The organism is Levilactobacillus spicheri DSM 15429 (assembly GCF_001435095.1).
GTDB lineage: Bacteria > Bacillota > Bacilli > Lactobacillales > Lactobacillaceae > Levilactobacillus > Levilactobacillus spicheri.
The window spans coordinates 41,334-62,608 of sequence record NZ_AZFC01000013.1 but is presented as its reverse complement, the minus strand read 5'-3'; the positions used below and the strand labels follow the sequence as shown (position 1 = coordinate 62,608).

General features: G+C 56.4%; 16 protein-coding genes. 5 read left to right on the top strand and 11 right to left on the bottom strand.

Annotated elements, in window-relative coordinates; genetic code table 11:
* Positions 1-431: 431 nt before the first annotated feature.
* From dusB to pth, 11 genes are all read right to left on the bottom strand, one after another.
* Complete coding sequence (gene dusB / locus FD37_RS03850; RefSeq protein WP_056963581.1) at positions 432-1,448, bottom strand: tRNA dihydrouridine synthase DusB; 1,017 nt, start codon at positions 1,446-1,448, stop codon at positions 432-434.
* A gap of 1 nt (position 1,449) precedes the next feature.
* Positions 1,450-2,337, bottom strand: a complete 888-nt coding sequence (hslO, locus tag FD37_RS03845; RefSeq protein WP_056963579.1) for an Hsp33 family molecular chaperone HslO — start codon at positions 2,335-2,337, stop codon at positions 1,450-1,452.
* A gap of 228 nt (positions 2,338-2,565) precedes the next feature.
* Positions 2,566-4,683 (bottom strand): ATP-dependent zinc metalloprotease FtsH, encoded by a 2,118-nt coding sequence (ftsH, locus tag FD37_RS03840; RefSeq protein ID WP_045807132.1) that lies wholly within the window; start codon positions 4,681-4,683, stop codon positions 2,566-2,568.
* A 111-nt stretch (positions 4,684-4,794) separates the two neighbouring features.
* Complete coding sequence (hpt, locus tag FD37_RS03835; RefSeq protein ID WP_045807133.1) at positions 4,795-5,337, bottom strand: hypoxanthine phosphoribosyltransferase; 543 nt, start codon at positions 5,335-5,337, stop codon at positions 4,795-4,797.
* Positions 5,330-6,721, bottom strand: a complete 1,392-nt coding sequence (gene tilS / locus FD37_RS03830; protein ID WP_056963577.1) for a tRNA lysidine(34) synthetase TilS — start codon at positions 6,719-6,721, stop codon at positions 5,330-5,332. Before tilS ends, hpt begins: the two co-directional genes overlap by 8 nt.
* 83 nt (positions 6,722-6,804) lie before the next feature.
* The gene (locus FD37_RS03825; RefSeq protein WP_045807135.1) at positions 6,805-7,368 is read right to left on the bottom strand and encodes a S1 domain-containing RNA-binding protein; all 564 of its coding nucleotides are present in this window, start codon (positions 7,366-7,368) and stop codon (positions 6,805-6,807) included.
* A gap of 226 nt (positions 7,369-7,594) precedes the next feature.
* The gene (locus FD37_RS03820; protein WP_052957172.1) at positions 7,595-8,005 is read right to left on the bottom strand and encodes a septum formation initiator family protein; all 411 of its coding nucleotides are present in this window, start codon (positions 8,003-8,005) and stop codon (positions 7,595-7,597) included.
* Positions 8,006-8,107: 102 nt separating this feature from the next.
* On the bottom strand, positions 8,108-8,389 hold the full coding sequence (locus FD37_RS03815; RefSeq protein WP_045807136.1) for an RNA-binding S4 domain-containing protein: 282 nt from the start codon (positions 8,387-8,389) through the stop codon (positions 8,108-8,110).
* A gap of 1 nt (position 8,390) precedes the next feature.
* On the bottom strand, positions 8,391-9,971 hold the full coding sequence (locus FD37_RS03810) for a polysaccharide biosynthesis protein (RefSeq protein ID WP_056963575.1): 1,581 nt from the start codon (positions 9,969-9,971) through the stop codon (positions 8,391-8,393).
* Positions 9,972-10,801: 830 nt separating this feature from the next.
* Entirely contained in the window at positions 10,802-14,338 is a 3,537-nt protein-coding gene (gene mfd, locus FD37_RS03805; RefSeq protein WP_056963573.1) for a transcription-repair coupling factor, read from the bottom strand.
* A 16-nt stretch (positions 14,339-14,354) separates the two neighbouring features.
* Positions 14,355-14,912 (bottom strand): aminoacyl-tRNA hydrolase, encoded by a 558-nt coding sequence (pth, locus tag FD37_RS03800; protein ID WP_056963571.1) that lies wholly within the window; start codon positions 14,910-14,912, stop codon positions 14,355-14,357.
* 516 nt (positions 14,913-15,428) lie between these two features.
* On the opposite strand from pth, the gene FD37_RS03795 reads away from it, so the two are divergent.
* The 5 genes from FD37_RS03795 to FD37_RS03775 all read left to right on the top strand — a co-directional run bounded on the left by FD37_RS03795 (position 15,429) and on the right by FD37_RS03775 (position 21,254).
* A complete protein-coding gene (locus FD37_RS03795) occupies positions 15,429-16,394 on the top strand; it encodes an L-lactate dehydrogenase (protein ID WP_045807140.1) in 966 nt (321 codons plus the stop codon).
* Positions 16,395-16,909: 515 nt separating this feature from the next.
* Positions 16,910-18,292 carry a L,D-transpeptidase family protein gene (locus FD37_RS03790; RefSeq protein ID WP_045807141.1) on the top strand — a complete coding sequence of 461 codons (1,383 nt, stop codon included), beginning with the start codon at positions 16,910-16,912 and terminating at the stop codon, positions 18,290-18,292.
* Between the two features lie 331 nt (positions 18,293-18,623).
* A complete protein-coding gene (cbpA, locus tag FD37_RS03785; protein ID WP_045807142.1) occupies positions 18,624-19,265 on the top strand; it encodes a cyclic di-AMP binding protein CbpA in 642 nt (213 codons plus the stop codon).
* 355 nt (positions 19,266-19,620) lie between these two features.
* A complete protein-coding gene (locus FD37_RS03780) occupies positions 19,621-20,499 on the top strand; it encodes an ABC transporter ATP-binding protein (RefSeq protein WP_056963569.1) in 879 nt (292 codons plus the stop codon).
* Positions 20,499-21,254, top strand: coding sequence for an ABC transporter permease (locus FD37_RS03775; RefSeq protein ID WP_056963567.1), 756 nt, complete (start codon positions 20,499-20,501; stop codon positions 21,252-21,254). The genes FD37_RS03780 and FD37_RS03775 overlap by 1 nt, the downstream gene beginning before the upstream one ends.
* Positions 21,255-21,275 lie beyond the last annotated feature (21 nt).

The following is a 21,275-nucleotide window of genomic DNA, read 5'->3' as shown; positions in this document are numbered from 1 at the left end:
TGGTTTGTCGAAACAATGTTCAGTTTTCAAAGGTCTACCAAGTTATCAGAAGCAATCGCTCCGTGACAACTTTTAAAGTATAGCATGTTGTCAAAACCCTGTCAACAACTTTTTGAAGTTAAATTTGAATGATTATTCAAATTGTTCCTTCGATATTCAGTTGACAGAAGTCGTATCGACAACATAAATCATTCTATCAGTTGCTGTTTGAACCATCAAGGCTAAATTTCAAATCTGTATGAACATTCATAAGATTGTTATTTATGCACTTGGATGTCCTCGCGACAACAGATAATATCTTATCAATTTATCGAGAAGAGGTCAAGGCCTACTTGTCAAAAAGGCCAAAAACTTTTCCCCAGAAAAAAGACGAGCCGCGGATGGCCATCCGTGACTCGTCGGTTCTTCATCTATTCGGGCGTTCTGCGCCCCTACCGATAGCGTTGCACCGGGGAACGCCGACTGCGCTGCGTCAACTTCGTCAAGAAATCGTCCAAGAGGGTCCGCATGGTCGCCTCATCCGTGGCATCCGTCAGCGCCACCTTGGTCCGGGCCGCGTGGGGAATCCCCTTCAGATAGTAGGCCACCTGATTGCGAAAGTCGCGGGGACCTTCCTCGGGTCCCTTCGCCACACACAACTGGTGCAGATGCTCCTGCGCCCAACCGATCTTTTGTTCCGGCGTTGCTTCCGGCAACAGTTCCCCCGTATCGAGGTAGTGGTTGACCCGTTTTAGCAGCCAGGGGTTCCCCATGACGGCCCGGCCGATCATGACCGCGTCCGCCCCGACCTCCGTCAACATGCGGCGCGCGTCCTCGGGAGTCCGCACGTCACCGTTGCCCATAAAGGGAATCGTCAGGTGCTGTGCCACCTGGCTGAGCAGCTCCCAGTCCGCGTGGCCCTGGTACATCTGCTTACGGGTCCGTCCGTGCATCGCAATGGCCGCGGCCCCCGCCGCTTCCGCCGCCAACGCATTCTCGACCGCGTACAGGTGGCGGTCATCCCAACCGGTCCGCATCTTCACGGTGACCGGCTTATCGACCGCCGCGACCACGGCGGCCACCATGTCGTGCACCTTCTGGGGATCCAGGAGCCACTTTGCCCCGGCCTCGGTGTTCACGACCTTGTTGACCGGGCACCCCATGTTGATGTCGATGATGTCGGCCGGGGTGTGCTGGTCCACGTACTGGGCCGCCTGCACCAGGGTCTCCTGGGTGCCCCCGAAGATTTGAATGCTCATCGGGTGTTCCCGTGGGTCGACCGCCATCATGTGGAGGGTCCGCTGGTTCTGGTAATGGATGCCCTGGCCCGAGATCATCTCACAGACCACCAGGCCCGCACCGAACTCCTTACAGATCAGGCGAAAGGCCACATTGGTCACCCCCGCCATGGGCGCCACCACGACCCGGTTCGGAATCGTCACGTCACCAATCTTCCAGGCTTGTCCCATCCTACTTCTCCTGCGCCTTTTGTTGGATGGCCCGCAGCTCATCTTCGGAGAAGTGATACTTGTTCCCACAGAAGTGGCAGACCGCTTCGGCCCCGTGGTCCTCGTCGATCATTTCCTGAATAGCAGCCGTCGAAACGGACGCCAGAGCCGCCGCAAAGCGGTCCTTCGAGCAGTCACACTTAAAGGCGACGGGCATCTTCTGTAAAATCTTGACCTCTTCGTCCTTAAAGAGCAGCTTTAAAATGTCTTCCGGCGTTTGACCGGCCAATAATAGTTCGGACACCATCGGCATCGACTTCAGGCGTTGCTCCAACCGGGAAATGGCTTCGTCGGTCGCACCGGGCATGACCTGGACCATGAACCCACCCGCGACCTTCACGGAGTTGTCGGGTTCCACGAAGACGGAGACCCCCACGGCACTCGGAATCTGTTCGGACTTGGCCAGATAATAGGTAAAGTCTTCCCCGAGTTCCCCGGAAACCAGTGGGACCTGGCCCGTGTACGGTTGGCCCAGTCCCTGGTCCTTGGTGACCGTCAACATCCCGGCCGTCCCCACGGCCTTCTTCACGTCCAGCTTATGCTTGGTGTTCAACGGTAGGCTGGTGTGTGGGTACTGGAGGTACCCCTTGACCGTTCCGTCGGCGTTTCCGTCGGCCACGATAGCCCCCACGGGTCCGTGACCGTTGACCTTGACCGTCAACTTCTCGTCACCCTTTAACAACGAGGTCGATAGCAGCATGGTCCCAATCAACGTCCGCCCCAAAGCCGCCGTCGCCGTGTTCCAAGTATCGTGCCGCTTCTGCGCCTCGGCGACCGTCGCCGTTGCGTCGACCACGTAGGCCCGAAACATCCCGTTATCAATCAAACTCTTTACTAAATAATCTGCCATGCGCGTAAACTTCCTTTCATCTTCGCATCATTATAGTCGTTAAATTCACGTTTCTTCGTTAAATTCACCATGCCCTACAATACCAGAAACCGCCGAATTTGCAACCAACCACCGTTGGCCCGCCGCCCGTGGCGCCAGCAGCTTGCGGGGCCCGGTTTGCCCCCGTCCTTTTCCAAGGCACAAAAAGAGCCTGAGACGGTTGTCCCAGACCCCTTTGGTCGATCATTGTTAGTCGGCAGAATGGTCGTCATCGTGTGGATCATCGGCGGCCGAACTAGCAGCGGAACTAGCCTGATCGGCATTTTCGTTCGCGTCGCTGGCCGCGGAAGATGCCAGCTTAGCTTCAGTCGAAGCATGGCGGGCCGCTTCCCGGCGTTCAAGTTCGCGTTTCGATTCTTCAAACGTGGCAGCCTTCTCACTTGGAAATTCGTCGTTGCTGTCCTTTTCCGGCATCTTCCCCGTGTTAAACAGGCTGAGAATCTGCTTTTCGTCCAGCGTTTCGTATTTCAGTAAGGCTTCCGCAATAATCTTGTGTTCTGCTTTGTGCTCTTCCAGGATCTTCCGGGCAGTGTCGTGGGCTTCATTGATAATCCGCCGGACTTCACTGTCAATCAGATTCGACGTGTGTTCGGAGTAAGCCGGTTGGTTGTAGTAGCCGGCACCAGCGAATGGCTGGCCACCGGAGCTTTCCAACGCGACCGTCCCAACGGCGTCGCTCATCCCGTACTGGGTCACCATGGCCCGCGCAATCTGCGTGGCTTGCTCGAAGTCATTGGAAGCACCGGACGATTCGGAATGGAAAATCAATTCTTCGGCCGTCCGACCACCCATTAACCCGGCAATCTGTTCCATGGCATCCTTCTTGGACATCAGCATCTGGTCTTCCCGTGGCAGCATGATGGCGTACCCGCCAGCACGACCCCGCGGAACGATCGTGACCTTGTGCACGACCCGTGCATCGTTCAGGACTAAGCCCACGATGGTATGGCCGGCTTCGTGGTAAGCCACCGTCTTGCGTTCTTGGGGACTGACCACGCGGTCCTTCTTGGCTGGTCCGGCAATGACCCGGTCTTCGGCTTCATCCAGATCAGAAGCGTCGACCTGCGTCTTATTCCGCCGTGCCGCCAATAAGGCTGCTTCGTTCAAGAGGTTTTCCAAGTCGGCCCCGACAAAACCGGGAGTCTGCTTGGCAATTTCCTTCAAATCAACGTCATTCGCTAATGGCTTGTTCTTGGCGTGAACCTTCAGGATGGCTTCCCGACCCTTTACGTCCGGACGGCCGACCAGAATCTTCCGGTCAAACCGACCCGGCCGTAACAGCGCGGGATCCAGGACATCGGACCGGTTGGTCGCGGCCATCACGATGACCCCTTCGCTTCCGGTAAACCCGTCCATTTCAACCAGCAATTGGTTCAACGTTTGTTCACGTTCATCGTGGCCACCGCCCATGCCGGCACCCCGTTGACGACCAACCGCATCAATTTCATCGATAAAGATGATCGATGGTGCGGCCTTCTTGGCCTGTTCAAAGAGATCCCGGACACGACTGGCCCCGACACCGACAAACATTTCCACGAAATCTGAACCAGAAATCGAGAAGAATGGAACGCCGGCTTCACCAGCAACGGCCTTCGCCAGTAACGTTTTACCAGTTCCTGGCGGGCCCTCCAGCAAGACCCCGGATGGAATCCGGGCACCTAGGGAAACAAATTTGCGTGGATTCTTCAAGAACTCGACCACTTCGACCAGTTCCTGCTTTTCCTCTTCCTCACCGGCAACATCGGAGAACCGTACTTTGTTCTCTTTGCTGTCCGCCGGCTTGGCCTTGCTCTTCCCAAAGTTCATGACTCGGCCATTGCCGCCGCCTTGGCCGGCTTGACCCATCATCATGTAGAAGAAGAAGAAGAAAATCACGAGTGGTGCGACGTAAACCAAGAGGTTGATCCAGAACCCGCTTGACTCTTCCGCTTTGGTGTTCATTTTGACATTGTGCTGCTTGGCGACCTTATCAATCTCGGAAACCGTCGAGTTATTCGTCAAGACTTGCGTGCTAAAGCTCGTCACTGCGGTGCTTTGACTGCCGCCGAGACTGAAGCCGGTGTTCGTGGTCCGCTTTTGCGCGTTCCGGTATTCACCGGTGATCTTGTAGACGCCGCCCGAAGGTTGAATGGAGAAGCTCTTAATCTTATTCGCATTCAGATCTTTGACGAACTGACTCGATTGGATTTCTTGGGATTGTGAGCTGGTGTTGTTTCCATTGAATAGGTAAACTACACCGATGATCAACAAGAAGATCACAATGTAAAACAGGCTATTGCGGAATAGTCCGTTTCGTCGATTATTCATGTCGTGCCTCCTTACCCACAGTTCCCAGTCTATCACTGACTAGAAACGATATTTAGAGCTTTTGCCCTTTAACTAAATTAGATGTTATCACAATTGACTATCGTTGACTAATTATTTATCTGAATAGACTTCCGGCTTCAAAACCCCGACGTATGGGAGGTTCCGATATTTTTCTTCGTAGTCCAACCCATAGCCGACCACGAACTCACTCGGGACGTTAAAGCCAACGTAGTCCGCCTTGGCCTCAACCACCCGGCCACTAGGCTTATCCATCAACGTGCAGACCTTGATGGAGTTGGCTTTCCGGTCGCGTAACAGGTCTTCCAGGTACTTCAACGTCCGGCCGGTGTCGATAATGTCTTCAACTAACAAAATGTCGCGACCCGCCACGTCCGTGTCCAAATCCTTCAATAAGGTAATCGTGCCCGTCGAAGCCGTGCCACCGTGATAACTGGAGACGTCGATAAAGTCGATCTCCGCGTAGATGTCCATGTCGCGGATCACGTCGGTCATGAACAGGATGGCCCCCTTCAAGACGCAGATGATCAGCGGCGTTTTGTCGTGGTAATCCTCTGCGAGTTGCGTCCCCAGTCGTTTGCAGGCTGCGGCAATGTCTTCCTCACTGTATAGGACCTTTTCAATATCGTTATTCATGCTGTTCCCCTTTCACCGATTCAGGTTGGTATCCAATATGATATGTTGTGGCATTTTCCCGGTGCGGCCAGACCGCCCACTTCACACCCAGGGCCGCGAGCACCGTCCCCTGCGCCGTGACCAATACCGGCACCTGGGAACGGGAGGACTGCGGCACCTTGGCGTTGATCAACGCTCGGCGCACCGTCTGATGGTGGCCATCCGCCAGACGTAACCGATCCGTTGGCCGCCACGGTCGCACCGTCAAGGGCAGCTGGGCTGCACTGAGGGTGACCGTCTGCGCGGCCGGCAGGGTCGGTGACGTCTGAGCTTCAAAGACACCGAGCAACCGGCCGTTACCAACCGGCTGCCATTGGTTTAATACTACCATAAAATTAAAACGGGCCGGCGGATTTTCCCCGAATTTTTCTGGTTGCCAGACCAGAAATGTCCGGTAACGCTTTTCGAACACCCAACCCCTTCCAAAAACGACTTGCCCCGTCGGTCGTTGGGGGTTCGTCAACAGGGTCAGGCACTGATCCAGGGTCGCCTGCGCCGTCGAGCGCTCGGGAGCCACCCGCTTGATCAGCCGCGCCAATAAGAGCCGCTGCTCAGCCAACGGATAGGCCAGTAGCGGCGCGACTCGTCCGGTCAGCGGCTGCTCATGACTGACGATGGCCGTCAATTCCCGGTCCAACGTCCGGTCGGCCACGGCCAGGGTCGCGGTCAGCTGCGCCGCGTACGCCTGCAGGTGGGCCACCACCTGCGGGTTCTCCGCTTGGAGCTGAGGCAAGATCTGGTGACGGATGCGGTTCCGCCGGGCGACCAGGTCCTGATTCGTGGCGTCCTCGTACCAGGGCAGCGCGTGCTGCCGGGCGTACGCCCGTAATTGCGCCTTGGTAAACGGCAGCAACGGGTGGCGGACCTCCCCGGGACCCAGGGGCCGGCTGGCAGCCATCCCCCGGAGCTGTCCCAGGTCACCGCCCCGCAAGAGCTTCAACAAAATCGTCTCCGCCTGCTCATCGGCCTGATGCGCGGTCGCGACCCAGGCCGCCCCGCGTTGCTGCAGCTGCTCTTCAAAGAACCGGTAGCGAAAGTCCCGAGCCGCCGCCTCCACGCCCGTGGTCGGGTGTTGGGCGACCGGCCAGTCGCGCACGACCAGCGGCACGTGCCGGGCCGCACACCACCGCTTTAAAAAGGCCGCTTCGGTCTGACTCTGCGCGCGCAGGTGGTGGTTCACGTGGACCACGGTCAGGTCTGGCCGCTCCGTTGCCGGCAAGGCCAGCAGCAGGGCCAACAGGACCATCGAGTCGACGCCCGTGGAAACGGCCACCAGCCCCGGTTGCCCGGTCGTGGCCCAGCCGTGCTGCCGCCAATTCTGCCGAAACGCCCGTTCCAAGTCCATGTTGTTTGCCCGCCTTTCGTTGCCGTGATAACAAAAAGGGCCGCAACGATGTGCGGTCCTGTGTTGCTTTTCAGTATCCGGTCTTAGCTCCGACGACCGCCACGGCCGCCACGCTTACCTTCCGTATTGCGCTTGATCGTCGTTAAACGTTCTTCGCTTTGCTTCAGGAAGCCGGACATCATGTCGTCAAAATTCTCTTTATGGTTCGAGTGATGACTCGAGAAGCGCCCGTTCGCCGAACCATGGTGGGCCCGGGGCCCGTTATTGTCGAACCGCCGGCCACCATGGCCGTGCTCACCGCCGCGGTCGCCACCGTGGAAGTTGCCCCCACGATGGTCGTTGTTGCCGCGGTGATCGTTGTGCTCGCGGTGATCGGAATGATGCGGCCGATGGGCGTTATCGCCAGCCGGATGATCCTGTGCCTTACGAATCGACAACCCAATCTTACCGTCATCACCAACGGTCAATACCTTGACCGTCACTTCATCCCCCACGGATAACACGTCGTGAATGTCCTTCACGTACCCGTCAGAAATTTCACTAATGTGGACCAACCCGGTCTTGTGGTCACCTAAATCAACAAATGCGCCAAAGTTCGTGATTCCAGAGACCTTTCCGGAAACTTTAGCTCCAACCTCGATTGCCATAAACAAGAAGTTCCTCCTTAAAATAAGTGGTTTCAGTATAACACAATTTCCGTCAATGCCATACGGCAAAACTTGAAAAGGCCGGTGACAAATTTAACCAGCGACGGCTAACGGGCGGGAAGCCGGTGCAACCCCAGCCGGTCACAGACCCCAACGCGCTCACGACGCCCCGGCGCCAAACAAAAACCCACCCAAGGCCGCGTAGCCGTTGAGTGGGTCGGGACCGTCACTTCGCTGTCACGTCGTTCGCGTGGTCCCCCGGGAGACTATAAATCGTCTCATTTGATTTCGAATAATAGTACTTTGAGCGAATCAACTGGGCCAGGTAATCCTGATCGTTCAGTTGCTTCACTTGTAGCTTCAGGTCGGCGTTGGTCTTCTTGGTCTTGGCCAACTGTTGCTTGCTGGTCACGACCTGTTGATCGACCTTGTGCAGACTGGCGTTCGTCCGCACCAGCTGCACCCCTAAAATCAGGGTGAAGACGGCAAAAATGGCGATAATCCGCGCCGCTCGCCGAAACCGCCGGCGCCCCAACCACCGGTGATGGTGGGCCGCCGCCTGTTGCCGGTCCAACTGCCGGGTATAGTCGTTTTCTAACCGTTCAACCTTTGCCATTCGCGGCTTCGTATCCGCCATGTCGTTCACCCCACTAAACTTGACCAAAACGTTTAACTTGAGTATAGCAAGTTCGTTAGTGAACGTCTAGCGCGTTAAGCATAATGTAAAAGATTCGTCACATTATTTGTCAGCCGATTGCCGAAAGTCCTGAGCGTATTCCTCTTTGACGATGGTGTACATCCGTTCGGCGTCATCCTTCTTGGTGGTTTCCAGCAGTTCGTTCACTTGAACGGTCAACGTTTTATTCCCGAACTTAATCACCAGTTCGTCATTGGTCGCCACGTTACTGGATGACTTGGCGACCTTGCCGTTGATCAGGATACGGCCCTTGTCCGCAATTTCCTTGGCAACGGACCGCCGCTTGATGATTCGTGAGACTTTTAAGAATTTATCTAATCGCATATTAATTTCCTCCGTGTTGACGCAATTTCTGCCAAAATCGTAATAATTTATCGGCGTGGGGCAGCGTGAGCCACTCCCGGACCGTCAGGAGCCGCCAGCCCAGGGCAACCCCCAAAAAGAGACCGGCACCCACGGGAATCGCCAGGCACAGCAACGCCCCGGCCGCCAGTCGGCCCGTCAAGACCGCCGGCCACAGCCGGGCGATCAGGTTGGTCAGCACCCCGAGGCCGCCGATCAGCACCACGACGCACGCCAGGAGCTTCCCGCCAAAGGTCGGCGTCCAGATGCCCGCCCGTAACGTTGCGTCCGAGCCCCACCAGATGACGGCAAATATCACCCCGAGGCTGGCAACGGTGACCCAACTGGCACCGAGCCCGCCGAAGCGAGCCACCGCCCAGTGGTTGACCGCCGCCTTGACCAGCAGTCCCGTCACCAGGGCCAAGACCGTCAAGCGGTACTGGTCTCGGCTCTGCAGCACACTGTTATAGGTCTGAATCAGCGTCGCCAGGATAATGCTCAGCATATACACCGCTAACATCCCCGACCCCTGGGTGCTGCCAAAGAGCAGGCGGTTGATCCAGGGCATCAGGCAGATCAGTCCGGCGGTCGCCGCCGTGGCGATCACCAGGGCGATGCGCATCATGGTGGTCGTCAGGCGTTTGAACTCCCGGGGCCGCCGGCGCTGTTGCGCGGCGGTCAGGGCCGGTAGAAGCGACGTGGCAAAGGCCACCGCCACCACCAGGCCCAGTTGTACCAAAGGCTGGGCCCGGTCATAGACCCCCTTGAGGTTCTTGGCGGCCAGGTCGGACAGGCCCCCGGCGACCAGCCCGTTTTTCACGGTGAACGAATCCACCAGTTGCAGCAGCACCATCATAGCCGTCAGCAGGCACAGGGTGCCCCCCTCGACCAGTAAGCGCCGGCCCACGTGGGGCACCGGTGCCACGGCGGGCTGGGCCGCCGTCCGCCAACGCGGCAAAACGGCCCACGCGGCGATGGCGGCCAGCGTGCCGCTACTCAACGCCCAGGTGCCCATCCGGTACACGGACCAGTCCTGGCGCGTCGCCACCACGGCCACGACCAGGATCACGACGACCCGGACCGTCTGCTCGATGACCTGTGAACGCGCGGTCGGCAGCATCTGAAAGCGGCCCTGGTGGTAGCCCCGGTTCACCGACAGGTCGGGCATCAGGAGAAACATCCAGGCCACCATCCGAATCAGCGGGGTCAGCTGGGGATCACCCATCCCCCGAGCCAGCCAGGGAGCCCCGACCATGAGGACGGTAAAGATGCTGAGAGCCAGGCCCCAGGTCCAGTGATAGACCTGCCGCGCCACCTGTTGCTGGGTCGGCAGGTCCGGCGCGTCGGCGATCAGTTTCGAGATAAACACGGGCAGGCCGCTGAGGGCGAAGGTCATCCCGATGCCGTACAGGGGATAGACTTGCTGATACACGTAAAAGCCGGTGTTTCCCACTAGGTTCTGGAACGGTACCCGGTAGACCGCACTGAGCAGCTTAGCGATAAACGCCGCTACTGACAGAATCAACGCGCCTCGCAGGGTGGCGTTGACGTTTTGGTGGCCCATGGGCTCCCCTCCTTCATCGCAAACATCATTCATAAGCAGCACCTTACGCCACTCCCCACCAAAATACCAGTTAAAGAATGGTTAAGGTCCGGGTCATGAACCGCAAACTGGTGGTGGCCAGGCCTACCGGTCGGTCAGAATCGGGCTGGAACGTAGCCGGCACGACTTTGAGCTCCTCGCAAGGATCGCGATGATCTCAAAGCTCGGCCTTTCTGTAGACCGGGAAAATCACCCGATCAACAGAAACAAGGCTACTGAGCCCGCTTCTGACCTCCCTCTCGGCGAAGGTAGTCTCAGCCGATAACGATTGCTAAATCCATCCACGCTAGCTAGCTCGTCTAATGTCACTGACACAACTGACCATCAGCCATCTTCGCGGCTATGATGGCCACCCTGTAGCCAATCACTGCCATCACGCGGTCAGTGGTAGAGGCATTCGTACTGGTTGGCTCGCCCGACGCTCCTGAATATCATGACACCGACCATCAATTAGCCACACACCCTCATGATGCGTAACGGTTTAATCGGTTAAGCTGCCACGTTAACCTCGTTAAGTTGCCACCAGCTGTCAACCTTAGCGTAACGGAGCCGACTTGATTCCTGTGGTGAAATTGATGTTGGTCGGGGTTCTTTCCCGGCCTACATCAAGGCCGAGCTTCGGAGACCTGTGGGTTTCAGGGCTTCGAAGTCGTGCCCACCTCAGGAATCTTGCTCGGCGGAGCGAAGCGCCTGTCAACGACTAACCTCGGCCATCTTGCTCGCCGGCGTGGAGCGGCTGTCAACGACTAATCCCAACCAGCTATTCCGCACCTGTCATCGCCTTATCCGGTTTAATCGTCCGCCTGCGCTTTAGGTGCCGTGGTCTTGACCACGATGTCGCGTAAGGCGGCGATGAATTGGTGGACCTGTGGCAGCCAGTCGTCGACCGTCATCTGCGGCTGGATGACCAGCTTGATGTGCAGCCGGTCGTCGTTGACCGTGACCGTCGCCTTCAGCTTGGTGACCGATAACGCCTTGAAGACGTCCTCGCCGCCTAAGATGTTGGTCCCCTGCTTGGAGACCGTCACGAAGACGTCGCCGTTGACCCGCCGGATCTTGTCGATCAGCGCCAGGTCCGCCGCCAGCTTCAACTGCCCAATCGTCAGGAGTTGCCCCACGGCGGTCGGGTATTCGCCGAACCGGTCAATCAGGTCGGCCTGAATCTCACTGACCTCATCGTCGCTCTCCAGCTGCCGAATCCGTTTGTACATTTCAATCTTCTGTTGCTCGTCTTCGATGTAGTCGCTTGGCAGGTAGGCCTCGACGCCCAGCTCGACCGTGGTATCGGTCTTCGCCTGCGTCTGCTTGCCCCGCTTCTTCGCGACCGCGTCACTGAGCATCTGCGTATAGAGGTCGTACCCCACGGAGTTGATAAACCCGTGTTGTTGCTTCCCCAGCAGATTCCCGGCCCCCCGAATCGAGAGGTCGCGCATGGCGATCTTAAAGCCCGAGCCCAGTTCGGTAAAGTCCTTGATGGCCTCCAGCCGCTTCTCGCTGACCTCGGTCAGGACCTTGTTCGGCTGGTAGGTGAAGTAGGCGTACGCCACCCGGTTGCTCCGGCCAATCCGCCCCCGCAGCTGGTACAGTTGCGACAGGCCCATTCGGTCGGCGTTTTCCACGAACAGGGTGTTGGCGTTCGGGATGTCGATCCCGGTCTCGATGATGGTCGTGGTGACCAGCACGTCGTACTCGCCCCGCAGGAAGTCGAAGAGGACCCCTTCCAGCTGCGCCTCGGTCATCTGCCCGTGGATGTAGCCAATCTGGGCTTCCGGTACCAGGGCCTGCAGCTGGCTGACGGTCTTTTCGATATCGTCCACCCGGTTGTGCAGGTAGAAGACCTGCCCGCCCCGCTGCATCTCCCGGCGAATCCCGTCTTGAATCGCGCCGGCGTTTTGCTCCATGACGTAGGTCTGAATCGGAAACCGGTTCGCCGGGGGCGTCTCGATCACCGACAGGTCCCGGACGCCCAGCATCGACATGTGCAGGGTCCGCGGAATCGGCGTCGCGGTCAGCGTCAAGACGTCGACGTTGGCCTTCAGTTGCTTCAAACGTTCCTTATGCTTGACCCCGAACCGTTGCTCTTCGTCCACCAAGACCAGGCCCAGGTTCTTGAACTTCACGTCCTTGGACAGCAGTCGGTGGGCCCCGACCACGATGTCCAACTTACCGCTCTCCAGGTCCTTAATCGACTGGTGAATCTGCTTGGTCGTCCGGAAACGGGAGAACATCTCGACGTTGATTGGGTAGCCCTCGAACCGGCTGACCATGGTGTCGTAGTGTTGTTGCGCCAGAATCGTGGTGGGCACCAGAAAGGCGACCTGTTTGCCCGCCTCAACCGCCTTAAAGGCCGCACGCAGGGCCACTTCGGTCTTCCCGTAGCCCACGTCGCCGACCAGCAGTCGGTCCATCGGCCGCGGCTTTTCCATGTCGTGCTTCACTTCGTTAATGGAGCGCAACTGGTCCGGCGTCTCGGCGTACGGAAAGCTGTTGTCGAAGTCGGTCTGCAGACTGTCGTCCGGCGGAAAGGCGTACCCCTTTTCGGCCGCGCGTTTGGCGTACAGGTCGACCAGTTCGTCGGCGATGTCTTCGATCTTGGCCGCGACCTTGCTCTTGGTCTTGGCCCACTCGGAGCCGCCCAGCTTGTTGACCCGCGGCTTCTTGTCCTCGGAGGACACGTACTTTTGGATCAGGTTCAGCTGGGTGACCGGGATGAACAACTGCGCGTTGTCCTGGTAATCGATGGTCATGTAGTCCTGGTGGACGCCGTCGACCGTCAGGGTCTGCATCCCCACGAACTTCCCGATCCCGTGATTGACGTGGACCACGTAATCGCCGGGCTTCAGGTCGGTGTAGCTCTTCAGGCGCTCGGCGTTGGCCATGCTTTGCCGCCGCGGCCGCTTCTTGGTGACCTTCTGGAACATCTCGGCCTCGGTGATGACCACCAGGTTCGCCTCGGGTAATTCAAACCCGGTCTGGAGCCGTTCGGGCACCAACTGGGTCAGACCCGTCTGCAGGTTGTCCCGCTTGGTCAGGACCGCCTGAATCTCGAAATCGTCCAGCGTCTTCTCGATTTTTGCCAACCGGTCCTCGTCCTGGACCAGCAACACCACGGTCTGCTGGTTCTTGTGCCACCGGTCGATCTCGGTCTTCATGACCGGTAATTGACTAAAGAACTGCTGCATGGCCCGGGTGGTCACGTTGGTGATGCCCGCGAACCGCAGACTACCCATCCCCTTCTGGAACAGGGACAGCATGATCTGCGCGTGGGGGTCGTCCCGAACGATGGGCCGTAATTCGCCGCCAAAGGTCTGGTCGGTGAAGATCTGGTGATGGGCCAACTTATCGGTCGCCCAGTTCGCCTCGTCCTCTAACAGTTGCCGCTCGCCGTCCTGCAACCGCGCGTAGTCTCCGAAAACGGCGACCCCGTCAGCGGGCAGGTAGTCCAACAGCTGATGATGCTCGGGGAACACGTAGTCCGCGAACTCCATCAGTTGCGGATCCACGGACCCCTTCCGTAAGCCGTCGATCAACGGCTGGACCTGGTTGGTCAGCGTCGTGGCGTCCTTCTCCGCGAGTTTCCCCGTCTGCTGGGTCAACTCGGCCGTCAGGGCGTCCGCCCCGGCCTGCCGCTCGTGGGCGTTCAGGATGAAGTCGGTCGCGGGCAGGACCTCGACCGACTTGGTGTTCTCCAGGCTCCGTTGGGTGGCCGGGTCGAAGTACCGCAGCGAGTCGACCTCGGTGTCGAAGAAGTCAATCCGCACGGGATAATCCGCCGCCAGCGGGTAGATGTCCACGATGGACCCCCGCACGGCGAAGTCACCGGGGCCCGCCACCAGCTTCTGGTGACTGTAGCCCATGGCAAATAACCGCTTCTGCAGGTCCTCGAGGTCGAAGTCGTCCCCGATGGTGACCGTGAAGCGGGCCGTGGCGAAGTTTTCCGGGTTCGGCAAGAAGCGCCGCAGCCCCGATAATGAGGTCACGACGACGACCGGCCGGTCACTTTGCAGCGCGCGCAGGGCGTCGATCCGGTCCGAACGGTACTCCGGTGAGCTGGTAGCCACCTCGGCCGCCAGAAGTTCCTCCACGGGAAACTCGTACAATTCGTCTTCAGTTAAAAGGTTCGCCAAGTCATCGACCAGTTGGCCCGCGTGATAGAGCGTGTCCGTCACGTAGACCAGCGAGTGTTGCCGGTCGTGCAAGAGACTGGCAATCAGGAGTGTCTCGGCCGAACCGTTAAGCCCGGTGACTAATTGCCGCTGCCCCGGTGCAATCGACTGGCGAATCGTCGTGTATTGCGGTGTTTGGGTTAAAAATCCTTCTAAATTCAAACGATAACTTCCTATCTTAGTTATAACGGTTCATGAGTTGCGCGAAATCCAGTCCCGCCACCCAGTCGTCCAGGGCCGCCACCGCATGGTCGCTAGCCTGGTTGAACAGGGGCTGCTGGTCGGTCGTAAACTTGCCTAGCACGTAATCCACGACGCTGTGCTGCTGGGGATGGGCGATGCCGACCCGAATCCGGTCGAAGTCCTGGCTCCCCACGTGGGCGATGATGCTCTTGATGCCGTTGTGCCCACCGGCGGACCCGTGATCCCGTAACCGGATCCGGCCCAGTGGCAGGTCCATGTCGTCGTGGACCACGATCACGTCGTCCAGGTCAATCTTGAAGTAGTCCATCAACGGGTGCACGGCGCAGCCGGACTCGTTCATGAACGTGGTCGGCTTCACGACCAGGACCTTTTCCCCGTTGACCATTCCGGTGCCGAACCGGGCGTCGAACTTGCGGGTGTCTAGGGTCAGCTGGTGGGCCTGCGCAAATGCGTCGACCACCATAAACCCGGTGTTGTGCCGTGTGCCATCGTACTGTGGACCAATGTTTCCCAAACCAACGATCATTTTCATGTTTGTAACGGACTCCCTTAATATCAATTTAATTTTCGCCTAGATACAAAATAGCTGGACGGAAACCTTCCCGTTCAGCTGGCTGATAACTGCTTCATTTCGTGCGCTAGTCAACTGCGAATAGTATAGCATAGTCCCCCCGGAACTTCACGAGCGGCCCCTTCCCGTCGCTGGGGGTCCGCATCGTCCGGTCGTCATCCCCCGCCGAAGCCAACGACACACCTCGCCGCAGATGGTCAGTTTGCCCGGTCAGCGGCCTAACCGGTGACCGGTCCCCGTTCTGTGGGGCGTTTCACAGGTGGCTTGCTCACCGCCGGCCCACCACCGCCAAAAGATAAGCGCTCTCATCGCCGAATTGACAACTATCGGACGGATTCAGGACCGCTGAAAAAGCTGTGATGAGGATTTTCACAAAATCCGAGTTTGCTAGGTGACCGTTGGGTAAGTTACATGGTATACTGGCTGGTGGGTATATTTGTTACGGCGTACCCAGGATGTCTCAAATCTATCTAGGAGATGAAGAATTTGACTACTAAGAATCATCAAAAAGTTATTCTCGTTGGTGACGGTGCCGTTGGGTCCGCATTTGCCTACTCAATGGTTAACCAAGGTTTAGCTGAAGAATTCGGGATTATTGATGTTGTCAAGGAACGGACCGAAGGGGACGCTCTGGACTTGGAAGACGCACAAGTCTTCACAGCACCAAAGAACATCTACTCCGCCGATTACGCTGACTGTAAAGATGCCGACGTGGTCGTGATTACGGCTGGTGCTGCACAGAAGCCCGGCGAGACACGTTTAGACCTGGTCAACAAGAACTTAAAGATCTTCTCCACGATCATTAAGCCAATCGTTGACTCCGGTTTCGACGGGATCTTCGTGATTGCTGCTAACCCTGTGGACATCTTGACCTACGCAACCTGGAAGTTCTCTGGATTCCCTAAGGAAAAGGTCATCGGTTCCGGAACTTCCCTGGACACGTCCCGGTTACGGGTCGCATTGGCTAAGAAGATCGGCGTGGACCCACGGAACGTGGACGCCTACATCATGGGCGAACACGGGGACTCCGAATTCGCCGCTTACGACGAAGCCACCGTTGGGGGCAAGCCACTGAAGACCGTTGCCAAGGAACACGGTCTGTCAGACGACGACTTGGCTCAGATCGAAGACCAGACGCGGAACAAGGCTTACGAGATCATCAACCGCAAGGGCGCGACCTACTACGGCATCGCGACCTGCTTGATGCGCATCACGAAGGCTATCCTGCGTGACGAAAACGCTGTGTTACCCGTTGGGGCGGCCTTAGACGGCCAATACGGCCTGGACGACATCTTCATCGGGACGCCAGCCGTAATCAACGCCAACGGTTTAGCCAGCGTGATCGAAGTGCCGCTTTCCGCCAAGGAAAAGGACGCCATGGCCAAGTCCGCCGAAACCCTGAAGAAGGTTACCAAGGACGGCTTAGCTGCTTTAAATCTTTAATGAAAATCCGACGACTGGCGAGTGCCACGTTGTCCTGAAAAAACGCCCCGGCTCTGAAGTGTTCTTCAAGGCCGGGGCGTTTTTGGGTGCTTTCACAATAGAATAAATAAAAACACCTGTTCGGGGTGTCCTACCGCGCTTTCGTCGCCATTGCGCAGCAAGTGCGGTCAAATCCCCCCTTGTATTTGTAAGCCGCCCTGTTATCATTAATAAGTAGAATTTGTTAGCATGCAGATTATGCGCTGCGTGCTGGCCGGTCAGTCGATTCAGCGTCGTCTCGCCACGGGCCGCGGCCCGCCGAACCAGAACCACCAGGCACCACCTCACCGACACGGGGCATTCCCCGGAAGGCTCACGACCCGTTTCAAGCGGCGGTCGTTTAACGATGGAAGCCTTCCCAAGAGTTGCGTTTAAATTGTCTTTTAAGGCTATTTGAAGTAATCTGAGGGTATGATTGTTGGTGATCGGTGACGACGATTTTTCGGCCACTGGCTATTCTTTAGGGAGGCTACACCATGAAAAAACGAAAGACACTGGTAATCGGACTCGTAACCGCCTGTGTGGCGGTCGGGGCCCTTTACGTTGGCCAAGCGATGCACTACTCATCCGCCAAGGTCTTCTTCAACGACACCCAAATCGCGGGGGTCAACGTTGGGGGCAACACCGCCCAAGAAGCGGCGACCAAGCTAAAATCCGCGATGCACGAACTCACACTCAAGGATGGCAATCAGACGGTCAGCACCTTTAAGCCCCAGGAGGCCAACCTGAAGCTCACGTCGGTCAAGTCCTTACAGCAACTGATCAGCAAGCAAAACGCCTGGAGCTGGCCCGTCCACGTGACCACGGCCACGGCGGACACCCTGAAGTTGGACACCAGTGCCAAGAATCAGCAGACCGTTCAGGCGCTCGCCAAGAGTATCACCACCAAGGCGAACAAGACCCGGACCGCCTCCAAAGACGCCAGCTTTAGCTACCAGAACGGGCAGTACGTGACGACCAAGGAACAGACCGGGAACCAGCTCGACAGCACCAAGGTCGCGGCCTCGATCACGAAGGCCCTCGATCAAGGGAAAACGACCGTCAACGTCGCGGGCGACTACGTCCAACCCAAGGTGACGACCACCAGTGCCACCTTTAAGACCGCGCTGGCGAAGGCCAAGAACATCACCAACCAAAAGTACGTTTATAAGCTCAGTGGCCATACGATCACCATTCCGGCGAAGACGCTGGCCAGCTGGATGACGTTCAAGAACGGCAAGTTGGCGACGAACCAGACGCTGGTCACCCAATACCTGACCAAGCTGAGTCACCAGTACGGTACCATCTACAAGACCCGCTCCTTCAAGTCGACGAAGCGCGGCACGGTCAAGGTACCGGCTGGCCTGTACGGCTGGAGCATCAAGGTCAAGTCCGAAGCGCCGAAGCTCGACAAGCTGGTCGCGGCCGGCAAGGGCATGACCCGGACCCCCGTGATCCAAGGGAGCGGCTACCACAAGGACGGCACCGACATCGGTAACTCCTACGTCGAGGTCGACAAGGTCAACCAGCACATGTGGGTCTACAAGAACGGTAAGCTGGTCGTCTCGACCGACGTGGTCACCGGCCTGCCAACGACTGCCCACCACACCCCATCCGGTGTCTGGGTCATCTGGAGCAAGCAACGGAACACCACGTTACGGGGCAAGAACGATAACGGCTCCAGTTACGCCTCGAAGGTCAAGTACTGGATGCCGATCGACGACACCGGCGTGGGTATCCACGACTCGTCCTGGCAACCCCAATACGGGGGCACCTGGTACAAGAAGCACGGGTCTCACGGGTGTGTTAACACGCCACCTTCCAAGATTGCGGCGGTTTACGCCAACGTCAAGGTCGGGACACCCGTCCTGGTTTTCTAATGAATTTTTAAATGAATAAAAAAATGACCCGCAAGTCCTTTATTCACGAGGACTTGCGGGTTTTTAAGCGTCCGTTTATTTGAGCGCCATCCCAATAATCAGCAAAACGATGATGGCAATGAATGCCGCCAACGTCCAATAAAGCCACTTTTTGGTAATGATACGGTCGTCTTCTTCGTCCGGATCCTTCTTCATCTCGTCGGCCTCCTTTACCCAATCGCTAGTCTCATTTTACCATTAAATTGTTGAAAAGAGGCTACCGAATATGCAGTGAGTATGGTATGATGAAAAGAGATTATGAGAAGTTTCTAATTTTAGGAGGTCATCTGCTATGTTGCTTAAATCCCTAGTGAAACCGAAGGAACGCCTTGTGACGGTTCGCGAGGATGTCACCTTGGAACAGGCCCTGAAGGTTCTCGAGGACTCGGGTTACCGTTGTGTGCCCATCTTGGATGAGACGGGTCAGATTTTCCGAGGAAACATTTACAAAATGCACATCTATCGTCATAAGTCCCGGGGCGGCGACATGCAGCTCCCGGTCACTTCCCTGTTAAAGAACGCCACGAAGTTCATCTCGGTCAACGCCGCCTTCTTCAACGTGTTCTTCTCCATCAAGGACCTGCCGTACATCGCGGTTCTCGACGATAAGAACGCCTTTTACGGAATCTTGACGCATACCCGGTTGATGGACATGCTGTCCCAATCCTGGAACGTCAACATCGGCAGTTACGTCTTAACGGTCGTCTCCGCCGGTGAACGGGGGGACCTGGCCGGGATGGCGAAGGTCATCACCAAGTACACCTCGATTGCCAGCGTTATCAGCTTGGACGCGCAGGAAGGCGAACTGGTTCACCGGACCATGTTCACCCTGCCCGCCGAAGTCGACCAAGAAAAGCTCGACCGGATCGTCCACGCGCTGGAACGCAAGGAATTCCACGTTCCCGAAATCGAAGACCTGCGTCACGAAAACTAATCTATCAAGTACGCCCAGTTGGACTCTTAGTCTAATTGGGTTTTTGTTTTGGCTTTTTTCGCCAAGACCAGTCTCAATGCCAACTACTAAGCTAAACGCTTGGGGCATTGCATTACGACCTGCCAAAAACTAATCGAAAACTCAATCGTGGATTACTTCACTCTCTTTTCACAGGGTAACCCTGCGTGCAACTGAGACAAGCCCCGTCATATCAGCGTTACTGGACTTAAATGTTACGAGCAGTTGCGCGAATTCTACTTGCTATTGACGGGTTTCCACCAATCATTGCTTGTGTATTTCCCCCACATGGCCGAAGTTAGAGGTAACCACTAACACTGGATGGGAGGAGATTCATATGCTCGAGTTACACCATGTTGACACATTTATCCATCATCACCGAATCATTGATCACGTGAGTTTTTCAATCGAACCCGGAAGTATCGTAGGACTCATTGGTCCTAACGGTGCCGGTAAAACGACCATTATGAAAACGATCCTGGGCCTTACTAAATTTACTGGTCAAATTAGCATCGATCAACAACCCATTACAGAAAATGACCATCACGCCCTTGCCAGCGTGGGGGCGCTCATCGAACACCCCGCCATTTACCCATTTTTAACCGGTCGGCAAAACCTAGTCCTCTATGCCCACGACCCACATGATTTAGAAAACCTTGTTCGAATCTTGCAGATGACCAACTACATTGATCATCCTTCCAAAGGGTATTCGCTCGGCATGAAGCAAAAATTAGGCATTGCCATTGCCCTTCTTAATCATCCTCGACTCGTCATTCTTGACGAACCCATGAACGGGCTGGACGTTGAGGCCACTATTTGCGTTCGTCAACTAATTCAACACTACGCGGACCAAGGCACTGCATTCCTGATCTCGAGTCACATTTTGAGCGAATTACAAAAGGTCATGACTCAAGTCATCTTGATCAATCAGGGACGCGTCATTGTTAATCAGCCCATCGCCGACTTTAATCGTCTGAATCATCAAGATTACCACCTGACGGTCGAAGACCCAACCGTCACGGCTCAGCTCCTAACCAGCCACCATATTCCCTTTAAACGGAACGACCATCAGTTTGTGGTCGACCGTCACACCATTTTTACCATTCAGGATCTCTTCGCCGAACACCATCTGTATCTTCAGGAACTCGCACCGGTTGAAACGAACTTCGAACAAATCATCGTCCGAATCTTAGACGAACAGCGGAGGTCAGCCTAATGAAAACCAGTCTTCGTACCGAATATTATAAATTCATTCACCAAAAGGCCTTTCCTGTCAGCTTACTGGTCCTTCTGCTTCTGATGGTCTACTCAGCACTGACCGCCAAGTTGACGACAACCCAAATCATCTTTGAATTCGGAGCTGTTCAATGGATTCCCATCATCCTGATTGCCATGAGTTCCGACTTCTTTGCGATGGAGTACCGTCATCACACCATATCGTTATTGCTATATAAGAATCCAAACAAGTGGCAAATCTACTGTGCAAAACTACTCATTATCATTCTGCACAGCCTCATCTTGTCACTGGTCGCTACCAGCTTCACCGTCTTGTTAAAGTGGCTTCTGGCGGGACACCGCTATCATTTACTGACCCAGCTGGGCCAACAGACATTGCTCAGCTCGATGCTGGCAAATATTGGCGGAACGCTCATTTATGCCCTGTTCATCGTGACGCTCGGCTTCATGTTGATCATGTTGCTCCACCTGAACGCTGCAGTCATCGGCATTGGATTAGCGCTCGGGTTCCTCGGTGCTGGATTTTCGGTTGCCCTGATGACAGCTTTGCCATCCCTCAGTCATGTTATTCGTTGGAACCCCCTCAACATGATCTTCGTGACCTCGCAATTGGTTAATCCCCTCTATTCTCAAGCTTCCCATCTCAGTAATCCCCAAATCATAAGTGGGACCCTCATCTACGCCTTACTTTTTACGCTTATCGGTTATCTGCTGTTTAAACGGCGACGAGTCTAATCTCAGAGAGGAGTTGATCAT